Origin of the sequence: Dyadobacter subterraneus, from assembly GCF_015221875.1 — a bacterium.
In the GTDB taxonomy this organism is placed as follows: domain Bacteria; phylum Bacteroidota; class Bacteroidia; order Cytophagales; family Spirosomataceae; genus Dyadobacter; species Dyadobacter subterraneus.
This window is the reverse complement of sequence record NZ_JACYGY010000001.1, coordinates 3,518,127-3,542,846: the sequence shown is the minus strand read 5'-3', so window position 1 is coordinate 3,542,846 and position 24,720 is coordinate 3,518,127. Positions and strand designations below refer to the sequence as shown.

Sequence of the window (24,720 nt, the reverse complement as noted above, 5' to 3'; positions counted from 1 at the left end):
CAATTTTTTGTTATTGAAAGAATTATAATGAATTAAAATGAGGCAAATCTCTATATTAATCCTTTTATTTTCTCTTACCATTACTGTTTCATCCAAAGCCCAGGAATCTCTGCGCGACGAGATTTCGTATGAATATTTGGATAAGCTTATCGCTGTTGCGAAAAAAAACTATCCAAAAGTAAAAATGTATGAGGCCAGGATCGAAGGCGGACAAATTGGAATAAAACGCGCAAGGCTTTCTTATTTCGATATTATTTCTTTTTCGTATTTATTAAGTCCTTCTTCAACTTTTGCTGCAAATCCGAATTTATTGAATGGTTACCAGTTTGGTTTTTTTATCAATATTGGTTCTTTGTTACAAAAGCCATCCGTTATCAAACAAGCCAGAACTGAACTGGCTGCTCTTACATTTGAAAAAGAGGCTTATGATTTGAATCTTGCTTCTGAGGTTCAGAAACGATACTTCACTTATGTCCAGCACCTTATCCTATTGAGAATTAAAACCAGTTCATTGCTTGATTCGGAAAGTGCAGTGAAACAGGTTCGTTATAAATTCGAAAAAGGGGAGTTGGGTCTTGAAAATTACAACAATGCCTTAAATGCATTATCAGGTCAGCAGCAGGTAAAAATCACGGCCGAAACAGATGTGCTCATAGCGAAAAGCAGTCTGGAAGAACTTTTGGGGGAAAAACTTGATAATATAAAATGACAGAATTACTACTATTTTTTAAGTTATTGTACCGCAACCGTATTACACTTATTGCCATTCCGCTGGTAACTATTGTATTATGTTATTTTTTAGTCAAGGAATTGCCTGATGTTTACAAATCCCACGGTAGTATTTCAACCGGATTGGTTGATAAAACTGAGCAGGTTTTGTCCATGGGTGAAAAGGATCAGGATGCCGAAATTAACCGCAAATTTGATAACCTGATCCAGATGATGACCCTGAAAAAGGTGCTCGACCAGGTTTCTTATCAATTGCTTCTCCATGATTTGAAAGCTGCACCGGGCGACCGTTTTCGTAAATTCGGGAAGACAGCCGAGTCTATGGACAAGGCTACCGTAAAGCAATATATCGCGCTCATTACAAAAAAACATAGTATCCGCGAGGAATTGATGCCCGGAAGTAAACAGAATAATGTTATTATTGCTATGGTGAATGAGGCTGATTATGGCCATAGCGCTATTTCTTCAAAAATATCAATTTATCGTTTAAAGAGCAGTGATTACATAAGCCTGGATTCAGAGGCTGAAAGTCCTGAACTTGCTGCATTTTTGATTAATTCACTCACAACGGAATTTATATCATATTACGCATCCCGTTTGATCGATAATAATAAGCTCGCCATTTCCTTTCTTGCCAATTTTCTGGGACAAAAGAGATCCACGCTTACAGAAAGAATGAACGTTTTGCGGACGTATAAGATTAAGAACCGGGTTTTAAATCTAAATGAACAGGCGAGAAGTTTATATGGTCAAATAGCTGAATATGAGGCTAAAAGGGAAATAGCTGAAAAGGATATAGTTGCCTATTCGGCTGCAATCCGGAATATTGATAACAAATTTAATCCGGCCGACAGACGGTATCTGGAAAGCGCACTTGTCAATATCAATCAGGAAATTGTGGCGACAAAGTTGCAATTGAGATCTTTAAACGATACTTACGTCCGGAATAACTTTGATGCACGCTACAAACCGGGTCTGGATTCTCTTCAAACAAAACTTACCAGACAAATTGGAGAAGCCTCTGATCGCTACATTTATAATCCAATGGTAGCAAAGGATAATCTTGTCAGCCAAAAATTAAATCTTGAAATATCTCTTGAATTGTCTTCAAACAGTGTTTCTTCAATACAGCAGGAATTAAAAAGACTAAACCGCAAATTTGATGCGTTAGTGCCAAACGAAGCAGAAATACAGGAATTCGAAACTGGAATTGATATTGCCAGCAAAGAATATATGGAAGCACTCCAGAGGTTCAATGATGTATCGCTGGCTTCGAGTTTTCCTGTGTTCCTTAAACAATCTGAAAAAGGAATGCCTGGCTCAATTCAGCCTTCAAAGAAAATGGTTTTGTTGATTCTTTCGGGAATCATCAGTATCACTTTTTGCCTTTTTGTATTTTTTATACTTTACTATTTTGATAAATCCATTCGTTACCCGTTGCAGCTTGCAAACGAGACGGATATTCCTGTTTTGGGATATCTCAATCAGGTATCAGGTGGTATGGATCTTGGAAAAATTCAGAATGAGTCTTCCAGGGAAAAATCAATTATTCTTTTCAGAAATCTGATCCGGTCAATTAGATATGAGTTGGATTCCGAATATCCTGATCCCAAAATGATTGTGATTACCAGTCTGGGAGAAGGAGAGGGGAAAACGCTTCTTACGATTAGTCTGGCATGGGCATTTTCCAAGGTGAACAAGAAAGTACTGGTCATTGATGGAAATTTTAGCAGTCAGTCAATAACAGGTTTGAATATCAATGCTGTATCGCTTGATGAAATTCTTAATGGTCAAAAGCAATTGTCTGCTATGACAGGTGAGGATGACATCAGTATCGTTGGGAATAGGGGACAAGATACTTCGTTAAATGAAATAGCACCTGCTAATCAGGTACGTGAGGTGCTTGAACAATTAAAATCGAATTTTGATATTATTCTGGTGGAAGCTGATTCTCTTGTAGCTATGAACAAGGCAAAAGAATGGATTTCTTATGCTGATGTTACTGTCGGCGCTTTTGCTTCGGGAAAAACTATAAAACCGGAAGACAGGTCAAAAATTGATTATTTTAAAAGTCTTGAAAACAAATTTAGCGGATGGGTTTTAACAGGTACAAGGGATATCCCGGAACAGGCTGGCAAGCTAAATAAAAAAATAAGTGTATGATCATATTAAAGTTCATATGGATATCAATACAAGTCTTTATTGGATTTCAGCTTGTGTTTCCATTATTGCTGGCTATAATCAAAGAGATCAGAGGCAGGGATAAGCACATTGTATTTACTAATATTTTACCTGATTATGCCGTAATTATCACAGCCTATGAACAGACTGATCAACTTCCGGAAGTGGTGGACTCCGTGTTGGCCATGGGTTATGACAATTATTTAATTTATGTCGTGGCCGACAATTGTGATATTTCCAATCTTAATTTTTCATCTGAGAAAGTAGTACTTCTTAGACCGGATCAGGTTCTGGCGGGGAACGTACGATCACATTTCCATGCGATAAAAAATTTTAAAAGAAACCATACACACCTGACAATTATTGACAGTGATAATTTGGTTTCTGCGGATTATCTTAATGTTTTGAACACGTATTTTCAGGCAGGCTACCAAGCCGTTCAGGGTGTAAGAAATGCGAAGAATATAGATACGATGTATGCCCGGCTGGACGCAGCAAGAGATATTTACTATCATTACTATGACGGGAAAGTCTTATTTGGTGCAGGATCTTCTGCAACATTGGCTGGCTCAGGAATGGCGTTCACAACCAGATTATACAGAGAATGCCTGGAAAATCTGGATATTTCCGGAGCAGGTTTTGATAAAGTTTTACAACATGCCATCGTAAGTAGAGGACATCGTATTGCATTTGCTGAAAACGCAATTGTATTAGACGAAAAAACAACTGGTTCGGAACAATTAGTCAACCAGCGCGCAAGATGGATCAATACCTGGTTTCGCTATTTTTCATTGGGATTTGGACTTTTGGGCAGCGGCATTACAAAATTCGACTGGAACAAATTTCTTTTCGGTTTGGTACTAATCAGGCCGCCGCTTTTTATTTTCCTGTTATTATCTGTACTGTTTATGCTGATAAATCTGATTTTTGAGCCAATTGCAGCTGTTTATTGGCTCATGGCAATGATCATTTTTGTGGCGGGTTTTTTTCTTTCTTTGGCAAAGAGCCAAACGGACCAGAAAATTTATCAGTCGTTAAAAGGTATTCCCCAGTTTATGTTCTTTCAGATTTTGTCTTTGTTAAAGGTAAAAAGAGCTAACAAGATCTCGGTTGCCACCAAGCATAATGTTAAAAGGGTTTAAATTGTTTTGTGATGAAAATATTCCCGACAAAGAAGATTCAAGAGCAAATTGAGGAGAGATCGTTGACCAAGGTAGAAACCATCACGCGACTTGTCTCCTTATTGTTAGCCGGTGTCAGCGTGTTCTTCTTTTTTCTTAAAATTTTATTCTTTTAAAAAATGTATCCAGTTCATTGAAAACTCTCCGGGATATACGTTTACAAATTAAAAGAGGATCGCTGTTAGGTTTTCTCCAGACACCGTTAGGTGCAATAACGATAATGCTGATTGCGGTAGCGTTGGGTGTCGTCACAATTAAGGGGGGAATCGTTACAGGACTTTTGCTTTTAGTGTTAATGATAGGAATTCCGGTAGTTTATGGAATGGTTGCTTATCCATTATTTGGAATTTCCTGTATCATCAGTACGGCCTTTTTGCTTTTCTTCATACTGAGATTAGGCGTAGATTTTCCCATGGGGACGATTCTGGATGGTATGCAGGCGCTACTTATTCTGGGATTTTTTATAAAGCAAAAAAATAATCCGGATTGGTCGATGTTTAAAGGACCTGTGGCCACGATGATTTTCATCTGGATAGGGTACAACTTGCTGGAGGTTATTAATCCGTGGGCAGAGTCGAGATTAGCATGGGTTTATACAGTCAGAACCATAGCGGTTATCACGCTTATGTACTTTGTTTTTGTATACCAGATAAACACGATAAAAGCTGTCCGTTTTGTTCTTACCCTTTGGCTGGCGCTGGCTTGCATAGCCATGCTTCATGCTTACAAGCAGGAATATATTGGCATTGCTCCCGCAGAGCTGGCGGGAATGGAAAGTGACCCACTTTCTGTCAGTTTGCTTTACATTGACGGGCATTGGCGTAAGTACGCTATTTTTTCCGATCCTGTTGAGTTTTCCTACAATATGGTCATTACAGCAGTTTTATGTATTGCCCTTATATCCGGACCGTTATTAAGATGGAAGAAAATTGTACTGGTTTGCTTTACTGTACTGATGCTGAATGCAATGCTTTTTTCCGGGACCAGAGGAGCTTATGTTTTAGTGCCTGCAACTTTAATTCTTTTTGCGGTGCTGCATTTTAGCAGGCAAATCATGATTTTTTCTGGTATTGCAGCATTTATTATTGCAGTAATGATCTACATGCCAACAGGGAATGCATCATTGGTAAGGTTTCAAAGTGCATTCAGGCCATCGGAAGATGCATCTTATAATGTGCGAAAGCAAAATCAAAAGCGGATTCAGCCTTATATCATTTCACATCCCATGGGAGGTGGGCTTGGTGCTACGGGTATGTGGGGTGTAAGATTTGCTCCCTATTCATTTTTGGCAAATTTTCCTCCGGATAGCGGGTATATGCGTGTTGCGGTAGAAACAGGATGGATCGGCCTGTTTATTTTCTGCTGGCTAATGTTTATTGTACTAAAATCAGGAATTGAAAAGTTTTATCAAATTCGAAATCCGGAGCTGCGAATGTATTGTCTGGCTATGACGCTCGTGCTTTTTGCCCTCAATATTGGTAATTTCCCGCAGGAAGCGCTCGTTCAGTATCCCAATAATCTTTTGTTTTATCTGGCGATAGCTATTATCCAGATATCATACAATTTGGATAAAAAAGCACAGCGTGCTGAAATCATTTCTTCGTAAATAATATCCTTAATCTGTTCTGAACCGGTAGTTCAAAATACACAAAGACCAATCGTCCAGTAACAAAAACACTTATCAGGTAGCTAATAAATATCACTGGCGAATAAAATACCTTATAATCAGTCGGGGCAATGATGAGGTAAAAGATGATTTGTACCGGGAAATGAGTCAGATAAGTTGAGTAGGTCATATCTCCAAAAAACTGAAAGAACTTGTCCGGAACTTTGTCAAAAATACTCAAATTGAAAATAGTTATAAATCCCCATACGATGAAGCAAGAAAAGGAAATTAGATCCGGATCCAGGAAGCCTGTTGCCCGCGAATATATGGGCTCAACAAGTGAGTAGACATGCTGAGTAAAAAACCATGACGCGAAAAGGATGCCAAGGATAAGGAATTGTGCAGGTTTATTATTTTTAAGTGTATCAAAACATTTAATTAAAATACATCCTGCAAAGAATAAATATATACTGGATGAGACATCATCGCTTTCAAATATAAGACCCCACTTTTTTATCATCATAAAAAAGAGAAAAGTTATCAGCAGCCCCTTGGCTTTTCGGATAAATCCGGAAGCGCAGACACAGAAAAAAATGAAATAAACGAATATTTCAATGGAGACACTCCACGTTGGGCCATTAAAAGAAGATTTATTATCCCCCCAGGCCTGAACAAAAAACAAATGCTGGAAAAAAGCCTGAACAGAATTGTGAGGATAGATAAAGTAGCTGTTATGTCTTTGAAAATAAAGATGTTGCAAAATAATAGTAAGCAGCAAGGTCAGGATATGAAGCGGATAAAGTCTGGAAAAGCGGTTTGTAATAAACTGTGAAAAAGTAATCTTTCCATCATTGATCCGATCCTGATATATCTTGTAAAAAATTACACCGCTTATCAGCCAGAAAACCTGGACAGCGTAGTATCCATCCGTGTAAAAAAACTTGAAAAAAGAAAAAAACGGCTGACTTGTCAGAAATAAGTCATGACTGGAATAAGGAATCGATGGATAAAAAAAATGCTGGTAGTGCCAAATTATAACTGAAACAGACAGAAAAAAACGTAGCAAATCCAATCCTTTTAAATTATTAAGATAAGATTTTTTCATATTCATGCGAGAATGAATTCTCTATCTCAGATAATTATAGTTGAATTTCACATTACGGTATAGATATCTTAAAAAGACCATTACCTTATTTTCATTTTCACGCCACATATTCCTCCGAACCGTACTGGGTTCTTCCTGAGAATTTTTTTGTTCAAACAAAGCGGTGTAATCTTCGTAAAACAACGCCTTGCCTTTTTGTTTAAGAAAGGAAATCATCATTTGATACTCAGTAGCTTCCAGTCTTATTCCTTCTCTATATCTGCCGAATTTTTCAAAGAAATTACTTCTTCGCAGGTGAGGGTGGTCGCTGTAATAATAAAATTTCTTATAACCAGGATTGGAAAGTTTAAATATCATTTCCGAAAATCCATCCCGGTATGGCTTCAAATAGGGATATTTGAAATACGCATAGAATCTGACCATATCCAGGTCTTTTCTTTCCGTGATAAAGGATACTGCTTTTTGTAAATTTGCCGGGAAAATTTCCTGAGGCACAAAATCTTCCTGTACGTATAACGTATATTCGGTATTAACCGCGTCCTGGCCTTTATTAATATTGTTACCAAGTCCCTTATTAACTGGTGTTGTAACCAAACGGAAGTTATAAGTTTCCCTTAACTGATTGACCCGCGCCAGATTTTCCGGTTTGCTGCAGTCATCAGAAACAACTATATCACCAAATTTACAATCAAGTTTTTCGAATGAAGCCAATAATCTTTCGAGAGAGCTGCTCCTGTTGTAATGAGTAATAAGAAGTGTAACGTTCGGAAAATTGAACATGTAAATTTATTTTAAATAGGCGGACATGATTTTTCTTACTTTGTTGATGGCCTTGCGGGACATTCTTACGTAATCCGGAATAGGCTTATGGTTTTTCCACGGCGTCAGCCTCAGATATTTATAAAATTCGTCCTGATACCGTGGGATGCTTTTGTAAGACCGGAAAATTGGTTTTATATCCAGGTAATGAATTAGAAAAGGATCTTTTGTATCGAGGATGGAAAAGGAATTCCATCTTGGGTCCAGTGCCTGCCACCTGTTCACCAGAATTACGTTGAGGCCATACTGGTCAGCAAAATTTACAGATTCAAGATTGTCGTGCAGGCATTGAATTACTTTATTAGTAATATCCTCTTTAAGCCATTGTACAACATCAACAATCATCATACCGGCGTTGAAGTATTTGGCTTCCGGCGCTATACCCAGCTCTTTGTAGTTAGGAATTCCGCCCCAGGGACTGCCGGCAGTTTCGGAAAGATCCTGAACCGCAGCAATCAGATTGTTGTTCAGATCAGTTTTCCATAAATCCGATATATCGGACAATACAATCATATCCACATCCAGATAAATGTATCGTTCGGTTCCTGCCGGTAAGATATATGGTGCGAAGAGCCTTAAATAAGTTGTAATCGGGAAGGCCGATTTGTCTACCGGGATCTTAATATTCTCAGGAATTACGTTGCTGGTTTTAAACCAGAAAATGCTGACAATTTCCGGGCTGGCAGAAGCACGGATCTTTTCCTGATTATCTTTTGAAATGCCATCATCAATCACATACAAATTTATTTTCTCACTTGTCTTGTGATTAACTTCAATGGATTTAATCAGTGCACCGAGTAATATCGCATAGTGATTGTCACTAGCCATTACAATGTTTATAGTATTCTCTCTATTCATAACGTTGAGTTTAAAATGGAATGTCTGTTACACTTATTCAATTCAGGTAATTTAAAAACTACATAAACTCACGGAAAATTTTCAATTGCAATTTTGCCCGGTTTATAAATGCATTCCATATACTACCGTCATCCATTAGACGCCTTGATGAAGTAAAAACACGTGCTTTGGGATGTGAAACAAGAGCCAACCTTCCTTTTGTCCGGAGATTTCTCGCCATGCGCCCGTCTTCTGCATCGTTAGCATAATCACTTCCGACAACACCTGCATACTGCCGGTCGCCGATTACGTTAAACCCTCCGGTACTAATCCCAACACTGGTGATAAAACCCATGTTAAAACCATATACATTTAAATATTCCCTTTTACGTTGCCGGACTCTTATTATTATTGAGGTCAGTAGTTCATAAAATGTCAGACCTAATCTGCTGCTTCCGTCTGGGGGAATGAAGGAATAACGTCCATAAACACCAGTTACCTCAGAATCCGTTGCCATGGGGCCTACCATTTGATTAATCCATTGCGGAGGATATAAAGTATCCGCGTCAGCGCAGAGATAGTATTTACCTTTTGCCTTTTCCAGTCCAAGCTGCCTCGCAAAAGGCGTACCTTGTTTCGGTTGAAGATAATTTATGACTCCAATTTTATCGATTACTTCCTGCGTTCTGTCTGTGGAATTGTTATTTATAACTATAATTTCAACCTGATAATCCGTCTTATTTGAGGATAACGAAGATAAAGTACGAAAAACATTATCTTGTTCATTCCAAACAGGAATCACGATTGAAACATCTGCATGATCAGAGCTAAAAGAGCTAATCCTGCTTCTGAGATCTTCAATTTCAGCCGTTGTCAAATCATCGAACCTTTTACCTGGATACAGGTGTGACTTGGACCACGCAGGAAGACTGAAAAGGGACATAAACTTTTAAAGCAATTGTTGAGTATATAAAGGAACTGATTTTTTACCAAAGTTATAGTTATTGAATAAAGAATAAAACGGTTTGATTCAATAACTGTAATATTTTATTTTTTTTTGACAAATTAATTCTACTTTTGAGATTAGAAGTCTATTGACAGTTTTTTTTGGAAAACTTTTAAAAAAGGCTTTAAATTTGAAGGCCCAGAGTGGTAAACCAGCTCAACGATATTTGAATATGTTAAATAAAGTTTTAAGTTTTATTGTGCGAATTAGGTATGGGCGTTTACCATTAGACTTGAAGTATTATTACCGGGATACCTATTACTGCCAGGTCGTGCAGTGGAAATATTTGTTAAAAGATTATCTTTTCAAGCCGAAATATAAAGACCTTTCGTTCAACGGAGAGTTTGCTCCTGAACTTCAATTTGTACTTCCGTTTGCGTACTGGCATTTTAAGAATGGTACTTTGAAAAGTACACATTCTTCAAAATATACAAGAGAAATGTACTTTTTCTCTGAAAACCATGAGGAACGTTTTGACACAAGAACGAATGAGGGCAATTACAATTTTGAAATGCCACGCATTTTGTACAGCCAGGATTACGATATGAAAAAGTGGCTGCCTGTGCCACTCAAAGAAGAATATAAAAACGAAATTTACGTATACGAGAAGCCGATCCTTATTATAGCAAATCGCTACAATATGGAATGGGACGGTCCGCCCATCAGTTTTTACAGCATAGAAATGCTTACGTATATACTTGACCTTCTGAAAGATAAGTACACGGTTATCTATAACAGGCCACGTCCGCAAAATATCACAATGGATAACAGTGATATCTATGATATGGATGAGTTCAGCTGGTTGGCTAAGGAGTATCCGGAAGTGATTTTAATGGAAGACCTGTATACTGAAAATAAGGCAAAAGCGCGTAATTTCAATCATTTGCAAATGATGGTTTACGCAAACGCTTCTCATTTTATATCCATACACGGCGGAACAGCCACATTGGCCAGCTATTTTGGCGGAATTAATCTGATTCTTTCCAAGAAAGGCCCGGAGCATCATTTTAAATGTTTTGAAAAGTTATACCCCAAGTTTTCCGGAGCAAGTATTTATCACGCTAAAACGGATGAGGACGTTAAAACTTTCGTTGATAAGTATTTTGTAAATCCCTGAAATAATGGAAGACAAGTCAAAAGGTCATTATTGGGTTAAATCAGGAATACTAAATGTTCTCCAGAACTTTTCAGGGGTATTTTTTGGATTTGCAGGTTTTTACATTTTAGTGCGTGTATTAAATAAGCAAGATTTCGGGGTTTGGACATTATTTATGTCTGTTACTACAATTCTTGAAGCAATCAGGAGTGGTCTTATTCAAAACGCTCTTATAAAATATCTGTCGTCTTCTGATAAAAAAGAACATCCTGAAATTATTGCGGCATCTACTTTTATTAGTGGTCTTGTTTCGGCTGCCAGTATTTTGCTGCTTGTCATATTCGCACCATATCTAAGCCGGATCTGGTCATCACCTCAGTTGATCGGGCTGCTTTATAGCTATGTGATTGTTTTTATTTTCTCTGGTATACTAACGCAGTTCAATGCGGTTGAGCAAGCCAATTTAAAATTCAACGGTATTTTTCTTAACAATCTTGTTCGCCAATCTACGTTTTTTGGCTTTGTACTGATTTGTTATCTGACAAATTTCAAGATTGAACTTGTATATCTTGTTTGGGTGCAGGCACTAAGTCTTATTTTGAGTCTGATTGTTGCCTACCGTTATGTAAGACACAACTTTACATTTTCTTTATCCATGGGGCGGCCATGGCTTGACAGGTTGTTTGGATATGGAAAATATGCCTTCGGTACTTCTGTCAGTTCGCTTTTGTCGGGTACAGTAGATCAAATGATGCTTGGAGCCCTATTATCTCCGGCAGCTTCGGGTGCGTTTAACATTGCAGTCCGGATCACTAACCTGATCGATATACCGGGTAATGCTATTGCCGTCGTGGTGTTTCCTCAGAGTTCAAAAAGGATGGAGGAGGAGGGCACAGGTGCAATTAAATATTTATATGAAAAGTCGGTAGGAACGACGCTGGCGTTGGTGTTGCCAGGGGTTTTATTTCTGTACTTTTTTTCTGATTTTGTAATACACTTTATTGCCGGTGAAAAGTATACAGATTCTATACCACTTCTTCACGTAACCTTATTGTATTGTTTATTAATTCCGTATGGAAGACAATTTGGTACAATTCTGGATTCTATTGGTAAAACAAAAATTACATTCCTGGTAGTTGTCGGCACTACCATTGTTAACCTTGGTCTTAATTATATTTTTATAAAAAAAATAGGAGTGATGGGTGCAGCATATGCCACACTGGTTTCCAATATCATAGGTTTTATCGTAGCGCAGGTGATCTTGAAAAAAGAAATAGGTGTCAGCTTATGGAATACTCTGGTCCACCTTGTGAAGTTTTACCCAGAATTCTTTGAAAAATATATTAAACCGGCATTGAACAGGAGATCTGGCCAGATAGATCACTTACAGAAATAATAAGCATGGTAGGAATAAAATTTAACGGTCGGCTTGGAAATCAATTATTCCAGTATTTTTTCCTTTTATATCTCAAATCAAGAGATAACAGCAAAATTTATTTTTTTACTAATCCGCACCATGCCTATCTGACCAAGTATTTTGACCTTGGGACCTATCATAATCTTACGCTTGGCTCCAAAATTTATTCCATTTTTGCGCGTGGGGTGCCTAAAATTTTAAGCTTTAAGGATATTTACGTGCATAACTTTTTTGCACCAAAAGAGCGCACTCCGGTTAACTTTACGATTTATAACGGCTTTTTTCAATCAGATTTTTACGTTAAACACCTGCCCGCAGGCGTTATACCTACTATAAAAAAAGAATTCACAGACCAGTTTGATAATAAGTTTGGAGAGATTTTCAAAAAAAATAAGACCGTTGTGGTCCATATACGACGCACCGACTATTTATCTTATGGTAAAAGAGACATTTCCTTGCCGATTGAATACTTCAAGAAGCAATTGAATTCAATTGAAAATCTTAACAATTATAAGGTTTTCTTTGTGAGTGATGACATGGATTTTGTCAGGAAAGAATTTCCCGAAAAAGACAATTATATTTTTTCGAGCAACTCAGAAATTCTGGATTTTCAGTTGATTCATAACGCGGACGTTGCCATTATTTCAAATAGTACTTTTGCATGGTGGGCTGCATACTTATGCCCGAAGAAAAATACAGTGATTGCACCGAAAAACTGGTTTGGTTTCAGAATTGGAAGAGAACATCCCATAGGGATCATGACTGACCGCTTTATTTGGCGGGATGTTCTTGAATAACGTTTTATACTAATGTTTTATACAAATCAAGTGTCTTTTGGATAGAAACATCCAGAGGGAAATCACGAAGCCTTTGCAAACCCTTTGCTATCAACATATCTCTTTTGGACGAATCTGTTATAAAAGATTCAATCTTATAAGCCAGATCCTCCATTTTGTAAGTCTCAAAATATTCTACTGCATCTCTTGCAATTTCTCGAAAGCAGGGTGTATCGCTTAACAAAATCGGACATTTTGCTTTAAAAGCTTCAAGGATCGGAAGCCCGAAACCTTCGTGAAGAGATGGATAGACAAAAAGTAAAGCATTTTGATAAAGAAAATTTAATTGCTCATCCGTGACATTAACGTGTTTCACTTTGTCCGTAATTTTAAGACGATACAGCAACTCCTGATCTGCAATTCCCAAACTCCCGCCGCCTGTAAGCACGACATTCAAATCCGGATATTTCGCAGATAACTTCTTAAATGCATCAATAAAGAGATAGAAATTTTTGTATCCACTTCGGTCTCCAACGTACAACAGGTAATTAGATGGAAGGTTATTAACCGGATTGAATACCAATGGCACATCCAAATCGATCCCGTGATAGATAACTGCGACCTTATCTTCACTTACATCATGATATTTAAGCAGGTCACTTTTAGTGGTTTCTGATATAGCAATGATGGCGTTAGCATTTTCTATGTGACGTCTTTTTTGAAAAGTCAACGGATCCTGAGCCCAGAAATATTCGGGGAATTTCTCATAAGTCATGTCATGGATAGTAGTCACAAATGGCTTTTTTATCTTCCCAATAAAATATGGATCGTAGTAGGTAGGATGAAAAATATCAAATTTATTCTGTTTAACGAGGTGGTTTGAATAGGCCTGGTTTAGTTCATAAAGCTTATTTAAAATTCTTTGATATTTAAGTGGTTTGGCCAGGTATTTATCCAGGGAAGAAAAATTATTTTTCAAGTAATGGTTTTGTGAATATATCAAACCTACTTCACTGGAAAAATCTTCCGAATTGTTAATCTGTTCAATAATATTGGCAAAGTACCTGCTTATGCCACCATAGCGCTGGGTGGTAAATTTCTGGTGGTCGAATAGCACTTTTGTCATAAATAAATTCGTTGAGTAATCTTTATAGGGGTTGGTAATTAATTGAAAATATTAGCCAGAAATTTGTCTATTGAATAATCGAGCTTAGGAAAGTACACTTCTTTTTTTACAAACTCCTGGTCGGCTGCAAATTCTTTTGGATTGAAAAATTGAACCTGGTCCGGTCTGAAACCTGGTTCCTGGCTTACAAATGTATTATTGGTGAGAATTTTTTTTCCGGCCATAAGTGTATCCAGTGTCCTCATGGTAATCCCAGCCTGATTATCTTTTGTGTAATCAATGATGACGTTTGATGCAATAAATACTTTAAGATATTCTTCCTTATTCAGATTTTTAAATGAAAGTAATGAAGGATCAATTTTGTTTCCTCCGGCAATTTCCCTGAGATAAGATTTCATACTGATTGCGAGATGAGAATAGAGTTTCAGGTTATTGTCTTTTGAATAATTTATAATTTGTTTCAAAAAGTCATATCTTGGATAAGTAAAACCTCCGGAATAAAATATATCGTACTTCGGCTTCTCTTCCGGCAAATTTGAATATTCATCACTCGAAAATGTAGGTACGTAAGGTAAATTCAGTTCTTCTGCATCCCGTGGATCAAAAGTTTTCACCACATCGAATGAAGAAATCATGTGGCGGTAGTCACATTCCCAATTGGAATAAGAATCCCATTGATACATAATTGTTTTTATTCCCGGATTACTATTTTTTATCTCCTTAACAAACCAGGGCTCCATCATATATCCCCGTATGACCAGCAGGTAATCAAATTTGGTATCCTTTACTTTCGCCAGAACATTTTGATAATGATTTTCTTGTAACTTATCTGCATAGTCAGAATTAAATGTTTTGGCAAAGGCAAATTTAAGTGAGGTATCACGCTCATAAAAAAATGTTACATCTGCTCCGTAATGCTTCATTTTAGCAATTACTTCATGCGTGAAATGATAAAACTTGACACCGATAAGTAGAATTTTTTTGTCATTCAGTTTTTGATTTTCATAATTTGGATTTTCAGCCATAACAATATGAGGGGCGTTGAGTTTGACGTGGTAAAAAAGGTTTATAATAAATTAGACTATCAGGTGTTAAAGTTTAGAAAAATCTCCTCTTCAAAAAGGAATTGATTGACACAATATCAAAATATTATTGATCTTTACCTGATGAACTCATTCTACAAGTTTGCCGAATGATATGTAGTATAAATGTAAGTATTTATTTATTTAAAGGAGTGTAGAGGCACTAATTTCTCTTATTCAGATTTTTAATAATGAAACTCAACGGACAACAGATTATCATTTTCGGATTGCCACGACTTGATTCAGAAATTGAATCGACTAATTACACCACCGCCCGTCTTCTTGCAGAAAATAATACAGTTTACTACGTAGAAAATCCTTATACGCTAAAAGATTATTTTCGTTTAAAGGGCACCGCTCAACACGGGCGGCGGAAAAAATACTTTTCATTATTCAATACAAACGTTATTGCTTCTGAAACTCCCGGATTGTCCATAGTTGTTCCGCCTGTGGTTTTTTCGATCAATTTCTTACCGGAAGGCACAATATTCCGTTTGGCTTTAAAAGTTAATGAATTCCTTATTGCTTATAAGATTAAGAGAATTGTTAGTAAATTTAAAATTCGTGATTTCATTTTTATTAACTCCTTTAATTTTCATTACCCGAACATCGGCCCTAAACTGAGTCCGATTCTGGAAGTTTATCACTGCCTGGATCCTCTGATTTTGCCATTTGACAGTCGCCATGGTATTGTTTCTGAGGAGATATTGATAAGAAATAGTGACGTGGTATTATGTAGCAGCAAACAGCTTTACACTGAGAAAATAGGACAAAATCCGCATACCTTTTTTGTGCCTAACGCAGCAGATCTTTCGCACAGCAGCAAGGCCTTGAACGCGGATTTACCAATTTCGGATTTGATTTCAACGATCAAAAAACCGGTTATCGGATATTTCGGAGCCATTGAAAGACGGATGGATTACATTCTTTTGGAGGAAGTTATAAAACAAAATCCGGACAAAAATTTTGTGTTTGTGGGACCCGTTTCAAAAGAATATGTACCGGATACGTTTTTCAGTTTTTCCAATGTCAAATTTATTGGTTCTGTTCCTTATGAGGCAATGCCGTCTATAATTAAAGGATTTGACGTCGCCCTGATCCCTTTTAAGAAAGATGAAGTAAGCCGTACCATTTTTCCGTTGAAATTATTTGAATATCTGGGAGCTGGAAAGCCTGTTGTAGCCACAGATTTTAATCTGGATTTAAAAGATTTCACGGGCAACAGTGTAGCTTACTGTGATAATGCAGCCACCTTTTCCAACGCAATTGATCACGCACTTTTAAACAGCGGCGCTGATAAGATCAGCGAAAGGATCGCTATTGCAGCTAATAATACATGGGAGAAAAGGGTCAATGAAATGGCTGAAATAATGAATAACAGGATTTTGCAAAAACAGTCGGGCAGATAATATTACCCACTGTAATCAAATTGAATGCTAAATATATTTTTCCCCGTTTTGCTTTCAAATGCATAGGTAAACCGGCTCGAAGCTTTTGCAATAATCATTAATCCGAAATGCTCACTCGTATTGACCAATAAGAGTGGCATTTCTTCATCTTCCATTTCTTCTACTATAAAAAATGCGCTTTTTTCATCCTCGGTGTAAACACGCAAGGAATCCATACCATTCCGATAGACTTCGAATTGCTGATTTAAGACATTTTCTGGCAGCGGCCACTGCAATCTTCTGGTTCCTTCATCCACTTTTAAACCAAGCGGATTGCCATAATCTTCCTTTTCAATAGTCAGGGAGGTTTCCGTAAATATTAAATTGAGCCGGCTTTTTTCGGAGCCGGAATGTTTGGCACCGTTAATTAATAATTCTGTAATTGCCCATTTTATTTTAGAATGCATTGCAATCGGCACACCCAAGAACTCATTTTGTTCCTCAATATACTCAACACAGCTTCTTACAACCGAAGCTAACCCTTCTGCTTTATTATGGAATATGAATGACTTCTTGTGATTGTATGTTTTCATCTACAAATTAAATGTTTCCATGGCTTGCTCGTAATTTGTGAAAATTTTGAAAACTTTATCCATTCTAATCAAAGTGAGCAGATTTTTGACATCTGGTTTCAGCGCTACCAGGTAAATATCTGTTTTTCTGGGCATTGCATATTTTAATGCCACCACAAGACTTCCGAGGAATGAACTGTCTATATAGTTCACGTTTTCAAAACTGACTATGATCAGCCTGGCACCGTTGGCAACAAGCGTAATCATTTCTTCCTTAAACATGTCAGCGTTAGCCAGACTTGCTTCTTCCGGCAAAATCGTTGCCTGTACAATATTTCCGATGTCGTTAACTTTTAGTATCATGAGGGTTAATGTTTTTCTATAAAAATGATGCTGGCGTCGTCCATTTGATTACTGTCATCAATTCTTTCTAAAACGTTGGATTTTATTAATTCAAAACTATTTATGTTACCTAAAAATGGGCTAATTTTTTCAACAAAAAATGGGTAATCGCTTTTCTTGGAACCGTTTGACGGGATATCAATCATTCCATCGGTGAATATGACCAGTTGGTCGCCGGTTTTCATGTTGATGATTTGCTTGTCGTACATTCCGTCTTCAAGTAAGCCAAGCAGCAAGCCAGACGAGAGCAATGTTTGCGGAACTAAATCGGCCGGTTTAAAATAAATAAGCGGTAAGTCGCCCGCTCCGGTGTAATGTACTTCGCCGGTTTCGCTGTCGAGCAATATAAGAGACAGGCTGGATAGAATATTCTGAAGGCTTTCATCCAGATAGACAAGTTTGTTTATTTTGGTTACGATCGAGTCCAGTGTAAAATCATTATCCAAAACGCAAAACCGGATTGCAGCACGTATGTAGCTTAAAAATCCAAAAGTGAAGAACCAGGCTTTCCACTTTTTCCCCATAATATCGCCAAGAAAGGCAAAACAATAACGCTCATCGACCTGGACAAAATCTATAAAATCCCCTCCCGGATAGCCACGGTAACCTTTATGCCAGAAATGAATTCTGAAACCTGCGGTCGTAGGGCTTGCAGTCGGAATGGATTTTACGTTGAGTGTTTCAGCAGCAATTCGAAGTTCCCGGATTGATCGGATATGCTCGTTTTCAAGCGATTTTATGATATTGTTTAACTTGGATATGATAACCGGCAACGGCGTTTCCTTATTAATATAATCCAGGGCATTCATATTCAAACCTTCAAGAACCAATGAATTGTCCGTAAATGAAGTAAGAAATACAAACGGAATATCACGAATTACAGGGTTGAGTAGTACTGCCTGACGAAAGTCGAAGCCGTTTATTTCCGGCATATCGTAATCTGAAAGGATCAGGTCTGGTGTTTCGTTCTGCAATAAAAGTAAGGCAGCGGAGGCAGAATCACATAATACGCACGTGTAACCGGCTTTTTTCAGGGATGCTTCCATCACTTTCCTGAAAAGAAGATTGTCTTCTACCAGAAGTATTTTTTTTACTGATGTAGGAGATTCCGGAAGCGCGATCATTTTTTGTTAAAATTTAAAACAAAGACAAGTACTCCACCAAAAATAATGAGTAAAGAAACCAGATCCATGATTGTTACTCCGTCATTTGCATTAAAATAGAAAACAGTAAAAATCTCAAAGCTTGGCGGAGCTGGCATGATGATCATGGCAAATCCTACCACGATGAGCAGAATGGCCAGTATAAACATCAAACCTTTCTGAAGTGTATTTTTGCGCTGATATGTTTTGCTTACTTCACTGTCAAATGTATTTTCAGAAAGCAATTTTTCCAATCCTTCAAGTAGTTCTTCCCGCGACAAATTGTTGTCCTGATCCAGTTCTTTGAATGGCAAAAGTTCTTTTGGCGTTTGTAGAGATTTTTGGAATGCTTCGGAAATCCTTTTTTGATATTGTTTCGAACTTTGGCTGGTTACGGTAGAAACTTCAATAGCTTCAATAAGTTCCTGAATCTTTTTTTCTAATAACTGATTTTCACGACTGAGCTGCTGAACTTCGTCAGGAATATTTTCAGGAATTTTATTTGAATCAAGCAGACGAGGGATTTTCACTTTATCTATGATAAATTATATTTTAACTGTATCCTGTAATTTTTAAAATATTATTTAATTGAAAATTTCCTTCAATGTCCATATTTTGTTTAAAGCTATATTTTTATTGTTAATTTTGAAATAATTCTACAAAATCAATAAAATAAATTCCTGTTTTTGCTGTAAAATACTCGTCTTATTTATGATGAAAAAAGTTTCCGTCGTTACAGTAAATTTTAATCAGCCAAAAATTACAGAAGATCTGCTGCGGTCGTTACAGGAAGTCAATTCGTATCAGAACCTCGAAATAATTGTTGTAGATAATGGGAGCAAAGAGAACCATGTACTAACCTGGAAGTTAAAATACCCTGACGTTATTTTTATCCGCTCTGAGGCCAATACCGGTTTTGCAGGGGGCAACAATTTAGGTATAGAGCAGGCAACGGGAGATTACTATTTTTTGATTAACAATGACACGGAAGTTACTGAACTGCTTATAGAAAAACTGGTTCAGGCACTTGACAATAACCCGGTTATCGGTGTCATTTCGCCCAAAATCCATTACTTTGATCAGCCGGGAATGTTGCAATATGCCGGCTATACTCCAATGAATTATTACACTGCCCGCAATGCTTGTGTCGGTCAGTTTGAGGAAGACAAAGGTCAGTACGATTCACTTACCGGGCCGACGGGTTATGCGCACGGTGCGGCCATGATGATCAGAAAAGAAGCGATCGAAAAAGCGGGATTAATGGCAGAAAATTATTTTCTGTATTTTGAAGAACTGGACTGGTGTGAGCGTATCAGAAAAGCAGGTTACGAAATTCACGTTGACCTTCAGGCATTAATTTTTCACAAAGAATCCATCTCGGTTGGAAAAAGATCAGCCTTGAAGGAATTTTTTATGACAAGAAACAGAATCCTATTTATTCGTAAAAATACTTCGACAGCAACCTTTGCTATCTTTTGCTGCTATTTCATGGCGACAGTATTTCCGAGAAATATACTACACTACCTGATATATAAGGAATACAAATTTATTCCTGTATTTATCAGCGCCATTACCTGGCATTTTTCTAATAACACAGACAGCACAAATCTGGGCTATACCCTAAAACCTTAACGTATGGAAATTCTTTTCTGGATCAGTTTATTTATCGTTTTTTATACCTTCCTCGGTTATGGGATTGTGCTTTATATTCTGGTAAGAATCAGGAGAATCATTAAAGGAGCGCGCATTTATCCAGGCCTTGATCAGAATTTCCCAACACTGACACTTGTTGTCGCCGCATATAATGAGGAATCTTTAATTGAAGAAAAGATACAAAATACGTTAGGTCTGAATTATCCGCAGGGAAAGTTACAGATCCTTTTTGTTACGGATGGTTCCACAGACCGGACGCCGGATTTGATAGCACAGCATCCACAAATAAAATTAATGCATTCTGCGGCAAGAAGCGGAAAAATAATGGCAATCCATCGCGCTATGCATGAGGTTGATAGTGAGGTAGTTGTTTATACAGATGCGAATACTTTTTTAAATAAGGATGCACTGCTGCTCATCGCCCGTCATTACGCAGATCCTACTGTCGGTGCTGTTTCAGGGGAGAAAAGGGTTTTGCAGGATGAGGTTTCGGATGCAACGGCAGGAGAGGGATTTTACTGGAAATATGAGTCAAAATTAAAAGAATGGGATTCAGAATTGTATTCAGTTGTGGGTGCAGCGGGAGAATTGTTTAGTGTCAGAAGATCACTTTATAAGGAAGTTGAACCAGATACAATTCTTGATGATTTTATGATTTCCATGCTTATCGCCCAGCAGGGATACAGAATTATATATGAACCTGACGCGTATGCTTCAGAACTTTCATCCGACAATATCAAGGAAGAATTGAAAAGAAAAGTACGTATAGCGGCTGGCGGAATTCAATCGATTTTACGCCTTAAAAAGCTGATGACGCCATTTGAGCATCCGCTTCTTTGGTTTCAGTATGTCAGTCACCGTGTTTTGCGCTGGACTGTAACACCGTTTCTTATGATTCTGGTATTGATTTTGAATTTTGTTATCTGCCTTGAATCTGAAAATCCGATTTATATTATTATCCTTTTTGGCCAGGTTTTATTTTACGGTGCCTCTTTGGCAGGATGGTTGCTGGAAAGGCGAAAGATAAAAGTAAAGGCGTTATTTGTGCCATATTATTTCTGTGTGATGAACTACGCAGTCATCGCAGGCATAAACAGGTATTTTAAAGGAAGTCAAAGTGCAGCCTGGGAAAAATCAAAAAGGAAAACTGCCTGAGTTTCCTGAAAGCCTGAAAAATAAAAACCGCATATTCCTGAAAAGGGATATGCGGTTTTTATTTTTTTATATCTTAAAGTTTCCCCAACCGCTCAGCTTCCTGCTCCAAAATCGGTGTTATTGAATAAACATCTTCGCTGATTCTGTGGTAGTGTGCAATCAGATCATTTATTTTGGTTTCAGCATGAATGGCTTTTTCAAGCTCTTCAACTTTCGGTCTGATGTTAGTAAGCCCTGCCATGGTAAAAGAAGGCTTGATTCCATGAACAATACTCGCAGCTTCTGTAAGATTTTCATCTTCTAAAACTGTCTGCAAACCCTGCCAGCGTGGCAAAGAGTCAGCTAAGAACGCTTCAAAAATAATTTGAACTATCGACGGGTCGTCACCGTAAACCTGATTTAGGTAATTAACGTCGAGTGCAGGGTTAAGTTGGAGTGCCATGCAGATTTTATTACGGGTTAAAATGAGAGTTTATTACACTTAAATCGGTGAACCATATGTGATCCTTTTCCGAACTTATAAAAGTCTTTACCAACTACAAAGTTAGATGGAGTTCTTTTATTAATTTGTAGTATAAATTAATTTATCTTTTTTTTCTTAAAAAAGAGTCTCGCATTGTCTGGTTAACTATAAAAAATATCTTCTACTTTTTATTTAACAGACCCCGTATCTGCCTTCATTTCCTGCTTTTTTAATTCATCTTCTTGTTTGGCCTTATTCTTATCCTGTTTCTTAAAATATCTGCGGAACAGGAAGTTAGAGCGCAAAGCGATCATATTTTCATCCAGTTTCGACGTGCTCGTTTCAAGATTTAGAATGGTGTTTTTCAGATTTGATGCCGTTACTTCATCATGAAGCAGTACACCGATCGGACTTTTCGAATTTGAATTAATGTCTGCGCTAGCTGTTTTTAAATTGTTAACCATCTGATTAGCAGAGTTAACAGTTTGATCAAGACGTGCCATTGTGCCACGAACACTATGCATAATTGTTGTATCCGTTGCAAGGTCATTAGCCAGCCCACCTTTTTGGTTTAATTTGGCAGTGTAAGCAGAAAGTGAAGCTGTAAGATTTTGAGCGTTTACAGATGCTTTATTTAATCCTGCCAAAGTAGTTTCTACATCACGATACAGTTTTTCATCATTAAGCAGCATACCAACCGTTCCTCTTCCTTCCAGAATATTTTTACTGATTTTCTTGAAGGCATCTGTGATGGACAAAAGATTTTTGTTGTTTTCAGAAAGTACACTTAACATTTCATCGGTGCTTTCCACTTTTGCAACAGCCAGCTGATCACCGTCTTCAATGGATGGCACCTTTTGTGTTCCTCCATAAATAACGATAATTTTATTTCCAATCAGTCCATCCGTACCCACTTTGGCAAGGGCATCTTTTCTGACGAACTGCTGTGATTTTTCTTCAATATTCATCATTACTTCCACTTGTGAATTTGGAAGAAAACGAAGAGATTTTACTGTCCCGATTTTCACACCTGAATACCAGATATTGTTACCGGCTTTAAGACCGTTGACGTCTTCAAAGATTGTTTTCACGGTTATATTCGATGAAAAGACTTTTTTCATACTTCCTATCGTGAGAATCCCGACGAGTAAAATAATCAACCCTAATACTACGAACAGACCTACTACGATGGAGCGTTTTCTATTGCTTGTTTCCATTATTGAATAAAATTATAATCGTAAAAACTTTTAACCCTTTCTTCTTTCGAAGCAAATACCTCTTCAAATGTGCCTGTTTGCTGAAACTGGCCGTCGAGCAGCATCGCTACCCGGTCTCCGGTTTGTCTCGCGCAGGTCAAATCATGAGTAATAATGATAGATGTTGTTTTATATTTTTCCTTAACCTCATTGATCAGTTCGTTGATTTCAATACAAGTGATCGGGTCAAGACCGGCAGTCGGTTCATCATAAAGCATTATTTCAGGCTTTAAAATAAGCGTTCTGGCTATACCGATGCGTTTTCTTTGACCTCCCGAAAGTTGTGATGGAACCTGATTTATCGTTTGGGATAATCCAACCGATTCCAGTACAGACTCAACCTGCTCATTGACATCCGCCTTTGACAGTCCCGCAACGTTTCGAACCAAAGGAAATTCCAGGTTTTCGCGAACGGTCATACTATCGTACAAGGCACTATTCTGGAATGAAAAACCTATTTTTCTACGCAGGTCATTAAGCTCCTTTTCATTTAATTGTGAAACTTCATGCCCAAGTACATTGACCGAGCCTTTGTCTTGCTGTAAAAGACCAACAATAATTTTGATTAAAACCGATTTTCCTGTTCCGGATCTACCAAGAACTACAACATTTTCTCCGCTGTAAACTTCAAGATTTACTCCGTTCAGGACTTTCAAATCCCCGAAGGCTTTGTATACATCCTTGATGGAAATGATCGAATCCTTTTTTTCTGTATCGTTTTGCATATATTTCTAAGCTCTGAAATAATTTGATACCTGAACAATAATCACTTCCTCTATGAAAATCAGAAACATAGATAATACCACCGATGTATTAGCAGCCTTTCCAACGCCCTCAGTTCCTTTGGTAGCGTTATATCCCTGATAACAACCTACGATTCCAATTGTAAATCCGTAGGCAACTGCCTTGGCAACCGATGTTCCAAGATCAAGGAAAGTAATTTGCTCAAATGCCTTTTCTATAAAAGATCTTACACTTGTGCCCTCATTAAGATATACGTTTAAGAATGCACCCATCAAACCAACGAGCGTACAGTAAAACATCAAAAGAGGAATTGTGATTGTTGAAGCAAGAACTCTGGTAACCACTAAAAATTTGAAAGGATTAATGGCTGAAACTTCCATGGCATCAATTTGCTCCGTAACGCGCATTGAACCAAGTTCCGCACCAATACTGGAACCAACTTTCCCTGCACTGATAAGTGCTGTAACCAATGCGGCAAGCGCACGAACAATGGCAATTGATACCAGTGAAGGCAACCAGGAAGTAGCACCAAATTCAGCAAGAGAAGGTCTTGACTGTTTTGTAAAAACCATCCCGGTAATAAAACCCGTCATGCCGATAAGCAATAACGATTTATAACCAATTGCATAACATTGCTTTACAAGTTCCTGGAATTCCATGCGGCCGCGGAAGGCCTCTTTGAAAAATCGGATAAAAAATTTATAGCCATTGAATACGGATAGAAGGGCATGGTCTATATTTTTCGTGAAAACATGATCTTTTTGTTTCGTGCTCATTAAAAATTATTGCAAAGTTTAAATGACCTATATGTATAAATGTTTTGGTTTTCCTGCGGCTTCATTTTTGAACCTTCGTTTTAGACATCTTTTCCCCGATTTATTCTTTGTCGATTTGTAATAGCAAAAAGCATTCCATGTATTGCATTTGGAGGCATATTTTTTGAAATTGCCTAAATTAATATAAATCAAAATTTGGCAAAACGTA

24 protein-coding genes are annotated in these 24,720 nt (G+C 37.6%); 10 read left to right on the top strand and 14 right to left on the bottom strand.

Annotated elements, in window-relative coordinates; all coding sequences use genetic code 11:
• Positions 1-37 precede the first annotated feature (37 nt).
• The 4 genes from IEE83_RS14630 (at position 38) to IEE83_RS14615 (ending at position 5,697) form a co-directional block, all read left to right on the top strand.
• The gene (locus IEE83_RS14630) at positions 38-709 is read left to right on the top strand and encodes a TolC family protein (RefSeq protein ID WP_194121287.1); all 672 of its coding nucleotides are present in this window, start codon (positions 38-40) and stop codon (positions 707-709) included.
• Positions 706-2,892, top strand: coding sequence for a GumC family protein (locus tag IEE83_RS14625; RefSeq protein WP_194121286.1), 2,187 nt, complete (start codon positions 706-708; stop codon positions 2,890-2,892). The genes IEE83_RS14630 and IEE83_RS14625 overlap by 4 nt, the downstream gene beginning before the upstream one ends.
• Positions 2,889-4,052, top strand: a complete 1,164-nt coding sequence (locus IEE83_RS14620; RefSeq protein WP_194121285.1) for a glycosyltransferase — start codon at positions 2,889-2,891, stop codon at positions 4,050-4,052. Before IEE83_RS14625 ends, IEE83_RS14620 begins: the two co-directional genes overlap by 4 nt.
• Positions 4,053-4,224: 172 nt before the next feature.
• Positions 4,225-5,697: an O-antigen ligase family protein gene (locus IEE83_RS14615; RefSeq protein ID WP_194121284.1), complete on the top strand. Its 1,473-nt coding sequence runs from the start codon at positions 4,225-4,227 to the stop codon at positions 5,695-5,697.
• Here IEE83_RS14615 and IEE83_RS14610 read toward each other — a convergent pair.
• From IEE83_RS14610 to IEE83_RS14595, 4 genes are read right to left on the bottom strand one after another with little or no spacing between them, the layout of a single operon-like run.
• Positions 5,684-6,802, bottom strand: coding sequence for an acyltransferase family protein (locus IEE83_RS14610; protein ID WP_194121283.1), 1,119 nt, complete (start codon positions 6,800-6,802; stop codon positions 5,684-5,686). The two genes, IEE83_RS14615 and IEE83_RS14610, sit on opposite strands and share 14 nt — an antisense overlap.
• A 21-nt stretch (positions 6,803-6,823) precedes the next feature.
• Positions 6,824-7,582 (bottom strand): glycosyltransferase, encoded by a 759-nt coding sequence (locus IEE83_RS14605; RefSeq protein ID WP_194121282.1) that lies wholly within the window; start codon positions 7,580-7,582, stop codon positions 6,824-6,826.
• Between the two features lie 6 nt (positions 7,583-7,588).
• The gene (locus tag IEE83_RS14600; protein ID WP_194121281.1) at positions 7,589-8,479 is read right to left on the bottom strand and encodes a glycosyltransferase family 8 protein; all 891 of its coding nucleotides are present in this window, start codon (positions 8,477-8,479) and stop codon (positions 7,589-7,591) included.
• A gap of 58 nt (positions 8,480-8,537) precedes the next feature.
• The gene (locus IEE83_RS14595) at positions 8,538-9,401 is read right to left on the bottom strand and encodes a glycosyltransferase family 2 protein (RefSeq protein ID WP_194121280.1); all 864 of its coding nucleotides are present in this window, start codon (positions 9,399-9,401) and stop codon (positions 8,538-8,540) included.
• Between the two features lie 295 nt (positions 9,402-9,696).
• Here IEE83_RS14595 and IEE83_RS14590 point away from each other — a divergent pair, with 295 nt between their 5' ends.
• From IEE83_RS14590 to IEE83_RS14580, 3 genes are read left to right on the top strand one after another with little or no spacing between them, the layout of a single operon-like run.
• Complete coding sequence (locus tag IEE83_RS14590; RefSeq protein WP_228101815.1) at positions 9,697-10,581, top strand: hypothetical protein; 885 nt, start codon at positions 9,697-9,699, stop codon at positions 10,579-10,581.
• Between the two features lie 4 nt (positions 10,582-10,585).
• Positions 10,586-11,956, top strand: a complete 1,371-nt coding sequence (locus IEE83_RS14585; RefSeq protein WP_194121278.1) for a flippase — start codon at positions 10,586-10,588, stop codon at positions 11,954-11,956.
• Positions 11,957-11,961: 5 nt separating this feature from the next.
• A complete protein-coding gene (locus IEE83_RS14580) occupies positions 11,962-12,774 on the top strand; it encodes an alpha-1,2-fucosyltransferase (protein ID WP_194121277.1) in 813 nt (270 codons plus the stop codon).
• A 4-nt stretch (positions 12,775-12,778) separates the two neighbouring features.
• Here IEE83_RS14580 and IEE83_RS14575 read toward each other — a convergent pair whose 3' ends face one another.
• Both IEE83_RS14575 and IEE83_RS14570 read right to left on the bottom strand, forming a co-directional pair.
• Entirely contained in the window at positions 12,779-13,879 is a 1,101-nt protein-coding gene (locus IEE83_RS14575) for a glycosyltransferase family 4 protein (protein WP_194121276.1), read from the bottom strand.
• Positions 13,880-13,917: 38 nt separating this feature from the next.
• Entirely contained in the window at positions 13,918-14,904 is a 987-nt protein-coding gene (locus IEE83_RS14570; RefSeq protein WP_194121275.1) for a WaaS/CpsH family glycosyltransferase, read from the bottom strand.
• A gap of 248 nt (positions 14,905-15,152) precedes the next feature.
• On the opposite strand from IEE83_RS14570, the gene IEE83_RS14565 reads away from it, so the two are divergent.
• Positions 15,153-16,370 carry a glycosyltransferase gene (locus IEE83_RS14565; RefSeq protein WP_194121274.1) on the top strand — a complete coding sequence of 406 codons (1,218 nt, stop codon included), beginning with the start codon at positions 15,153-15,155 and terminating at the stop codon, positions 16,368-16,370.
• A gap of 2 nt (positions 16,371-16,372) precedes the next feature.
• Here the strand turns inward: IEE83_RS14565 and IEE83_RS14560 are convergent, their stop codons facing one another.
• From IEE83_RS14560 to IEE83_RS14545, 4 genes are read right to left on the bottom strand one after another with little or no spacing between them, the layout of a single operon-like run.
• Positions 16,373-16,942: an anti-sigma regulatory factor gene (locus IEE83_RS14560; RefSeq protein WP_194121273.1), complete on the bottom strand. Its 570-nt coding sequence runs from the start codon at positions 16,940-16,942 to the stop codon at positions 16,373-16,375.
• On the bottom strand, positions 16,943-17,284 hold the full coding sequence (locus IEE83_RS14555) for an STAS domain-containing protein (protein WP_194121272.1): 342 nt from the start codon (positions 17,282-17,284) through the stop codon (positions 16,943-16,945).
• 5 nt (positions 17,285-17,289) lie between these two features.
• Complete coding sequence (locus tag IEE83_RS14550) at positions 17,290-18,447, bottom strand: response regulator (RefSeq protein ID WP_194121271.1); 1,158 nt, start codon at positions 18,445-18,447, stop codon at positions 17,290-17,292.
• Entirely contained in the window at positions 18,444-18,995 is a 552-nt protein-coding gene (locus tag IEE83_RS14545; protein ID WP_194121270.1) for a hypothetical protein, read from the bottom strand. The genes IEE83_RS14550 and IEE83_RS14545 overlap by 4 nt, the downstream gene beginning before the upstream one ends.
• Positions 18,996-19,176: 181 nt before the next feature.
• Here IEE83_RS14545 and IEE83_RS14540 point away from each other — a divergent pair, with 181 nt between their 5' ends.
• Together IEE83_RS14540 and IEE83_RS14535 are read left to right on the top strand one after the other, a co-directional pair.
• A complete protein-coding gene (locus IEE83_RS14540; protein ID WP_228101814.1) occupies positions 19,177-20,097 on the top strand; it encodes a glycosyltransferase family 2 protein in 921 nt (306 codons plus the stop codon).
• Positions 20,098-20,100: 3 nt separating this feature from the next.
• Positions 20,101-21,273 carry a glycosyltransferase family 2 protein gene (locus IEE83_RS14535; protein WP_194121269.1) on the top strand — a complete coding sequence of 391 codons (1,173 nt, stop codon included), beginning with the start codon at positions 20,101-20,103 and terminating at the stop codon, positions 21,271-21,273.
• A 73-nt stretch (positions 21,274-21,346) separates the two neighbouring features.
• Here the strand turns inward: IEE83_RS14535 and IEE83_RS14530 are convergent, their stop codons facing one another.
• The 4 genes from IEE83_RS14530 to IEE83_RS14515 form a co-directional block, all read right to left on the bottom strand.
• Positions 21,347-21,715 carry an Hpt domain-containing protein gene (locus tag IEE83_RS14530; protein ID WP_194121268.1) on the bottom strand — a complete coding sequence of 123 codons (369 nt, stop codon included), beginning with the start codon at positions 21,713-21,715 and terminating at the stop codon, positions 21,347-21,349.
• 209 nt (positions 21,716-21,924) lie between these two features.
• Positions 21,925-22,953 carry an MlaD family protein gene (locus IEE83_RS14525; protein WP_194121267.1) on the bottom strand — a complete coding sequence of 343 codons (1,029 nt, stop codon included), beginning with the start codon at positions 22,951-22,953 and terminating at the stop codon, positions 21,925-21,927.
• Positions 22,953-23,717, bottom strand: a complete 765-nt coding sequence (locus IEE83_RS14520; protein ID WP_194121266.1) for an ABC transporter ATP-binding protein — start codon at positions 23,715-23,717, stop codon at positions 22,953-22,955. Before IEE83_RS14520 ends, IEE83_RS14525 begins: the two co-directional genes overlap by 1 nt.
• Positions 23,718-23,723: 6 nt before the next feature.
• Positions 23,724-24,512, bottom strand: coding sequence for an MlaE family ABC transporter permease (locus IEE83_RS14515; protein WP_194121265.1), 789 nt, complete (start codon positions 24,510-24,512; stop codon positions 23,724-23,726).
• Between the last annotated feature and the right edge of the window lie 208 nt (positions 24,513-24,720).

Bases quoted from the DNA above. Each gene is read 5' to 3' on its own strand.
- IEE83_RS14630 (WP_194121287.1), top strand. From the start codon at position 38: ATGAGGCAAATCTCTATATTAATCCTTTTATTTTCTCTTACCATTACT.
- IEE83_RS14625 (WP_194121286.1), top strand. From the start codon at position 706: ATGACAGAATTACTACTATTTTTTAAGTTATTGTACCGCAACCGTATT.
- IEE83_RS14620 (WP_194121285.1), top strand. From the start codon at position 2,889: ATGATCATATTAAAGTTCATATGGATATCAATACAAGTCTTTATTGGA.
- IEE83_RS14610 (WP_194121283.1), bottom strand. From the start codon at position 6,802: ATGAAAAAATCTTATCTTAATAATTTAAAAGGATTGGATTTGCTACGT.
- IEE83_RS14605 (WP_194121282.1), bottom strand. From the start codon at position 7,582: ATGTTCAATTTTCCGAACGTTACACTTCTTATTACTCATTACAACAGG.
- IEE83_RS14600 (WP_194121281.1), bottom strand. From the start codon at position 8,479: ATGAATAGAGAGAATACTATAAACATTGTAATGGCTAGTGACAATCAC.
- IEE83_RS14595 (WP_194121280.1), bottom strand. From the start codon at position 9,401: ATGTCCCTTTTCAGTCTTCCTGCGTGGTCCAAGTCACACCTGTATCCA.
- IEE83_RS14585 (WP_194121278.1), top strand. From the start codon at position 10,586: ATGGAAGACAAGTCAAAAGGTCATTATTGGGTTAAATCAGGAATACTA.
- IEE83_RS14580 (WP_194121277.1), top strand. From the start codon at position 11,962: ATGGTAGGAATAAAATTTAACGGTCGGCTTGGAAATCAATTATTCCAG.
- IEE83_RS14575 (WP_194121276.1), bottom strand. From the start codon at position 13,879: ATGACAAAAGTGCTATTCGACCACCAGAAATTTACCACCCAGCGCTAT.
- IEE83_RS14570 (WP_194121275.1), bottom strand. From the start codon at position 14,904: ATGGCTGAAAATCCAAATTATGAAAATCAAAAACTGAATGACAAAAAA.
- IEE83_RS14565 (WP_194121274.1), top strand. From the start codon at position 15,153: ATGAAACTCAACGGACAACAGATTATCATTTTCGGATTGCCACGACTT.
- IEE83_RS14560 (WP_194121273.1), bottom strand. From the start codon at position 16,942: ATGAAAACATACAATCACAAGAAGTCATTCATATTCCATAATAAAGCA.
- IEE83_RS14555 (WP_194121272.1), bottom strand. From the start codon at position 17,284: ATGATACTAAAAGTTAACGACATCGGAAATATTGTACAGGCAACGATT.
- IEE83_RS14550 (WP_194121271.1), bottom strand. From the start codon at position 18,447: ATGATCGCGCTTCCGGAATCTCCTACATCAGTAAAAAAAATACTTCTG.
- IEE83_RS14540 (WP_228101814.1), top strand. From the start codon at position 19,177: ATGATGAAAAAAGTTTCCGTCGTTACAGTAAATTTTAATCAGCCAAAA.
- IEE83_RS14535 (WP_194121269.1), top strand. From the start codon at position 20,101: ATGGAAATTCTTTTCTGGATCAGTTTATTTATCGTTTTTTATACCTTC.
- IEE83_RS14530 (WP_194121268.1), bottom strand. From the start codon at position 21,715: ATGGCACTCCAACTTAACCCTGCACTCGACGTTAATTACCTAAATCAG.
- IEE83_RS14525 (WP_194121267.1), bottom strand. From the start codon at position 22,953: ATGGAAACAAGCAATAGAAAACGCTCCATCGTAGTAGGTCTGTTCGTA.
- IEE83_RS14520 (WP_194121266.1), bottom strand. From the start codon at position 23,717: ATGCAAAACGATACAGAAAAAAAGGATTCGATCATTTCCATCAAGGAT.
- IEE83_RS14515 (WP_194121265.1), bottom strand. From the start codon at position 24,512: ATGAGCACGAAACAAAAAGATCATGTTTTCACGAAAAATATAGACCAT.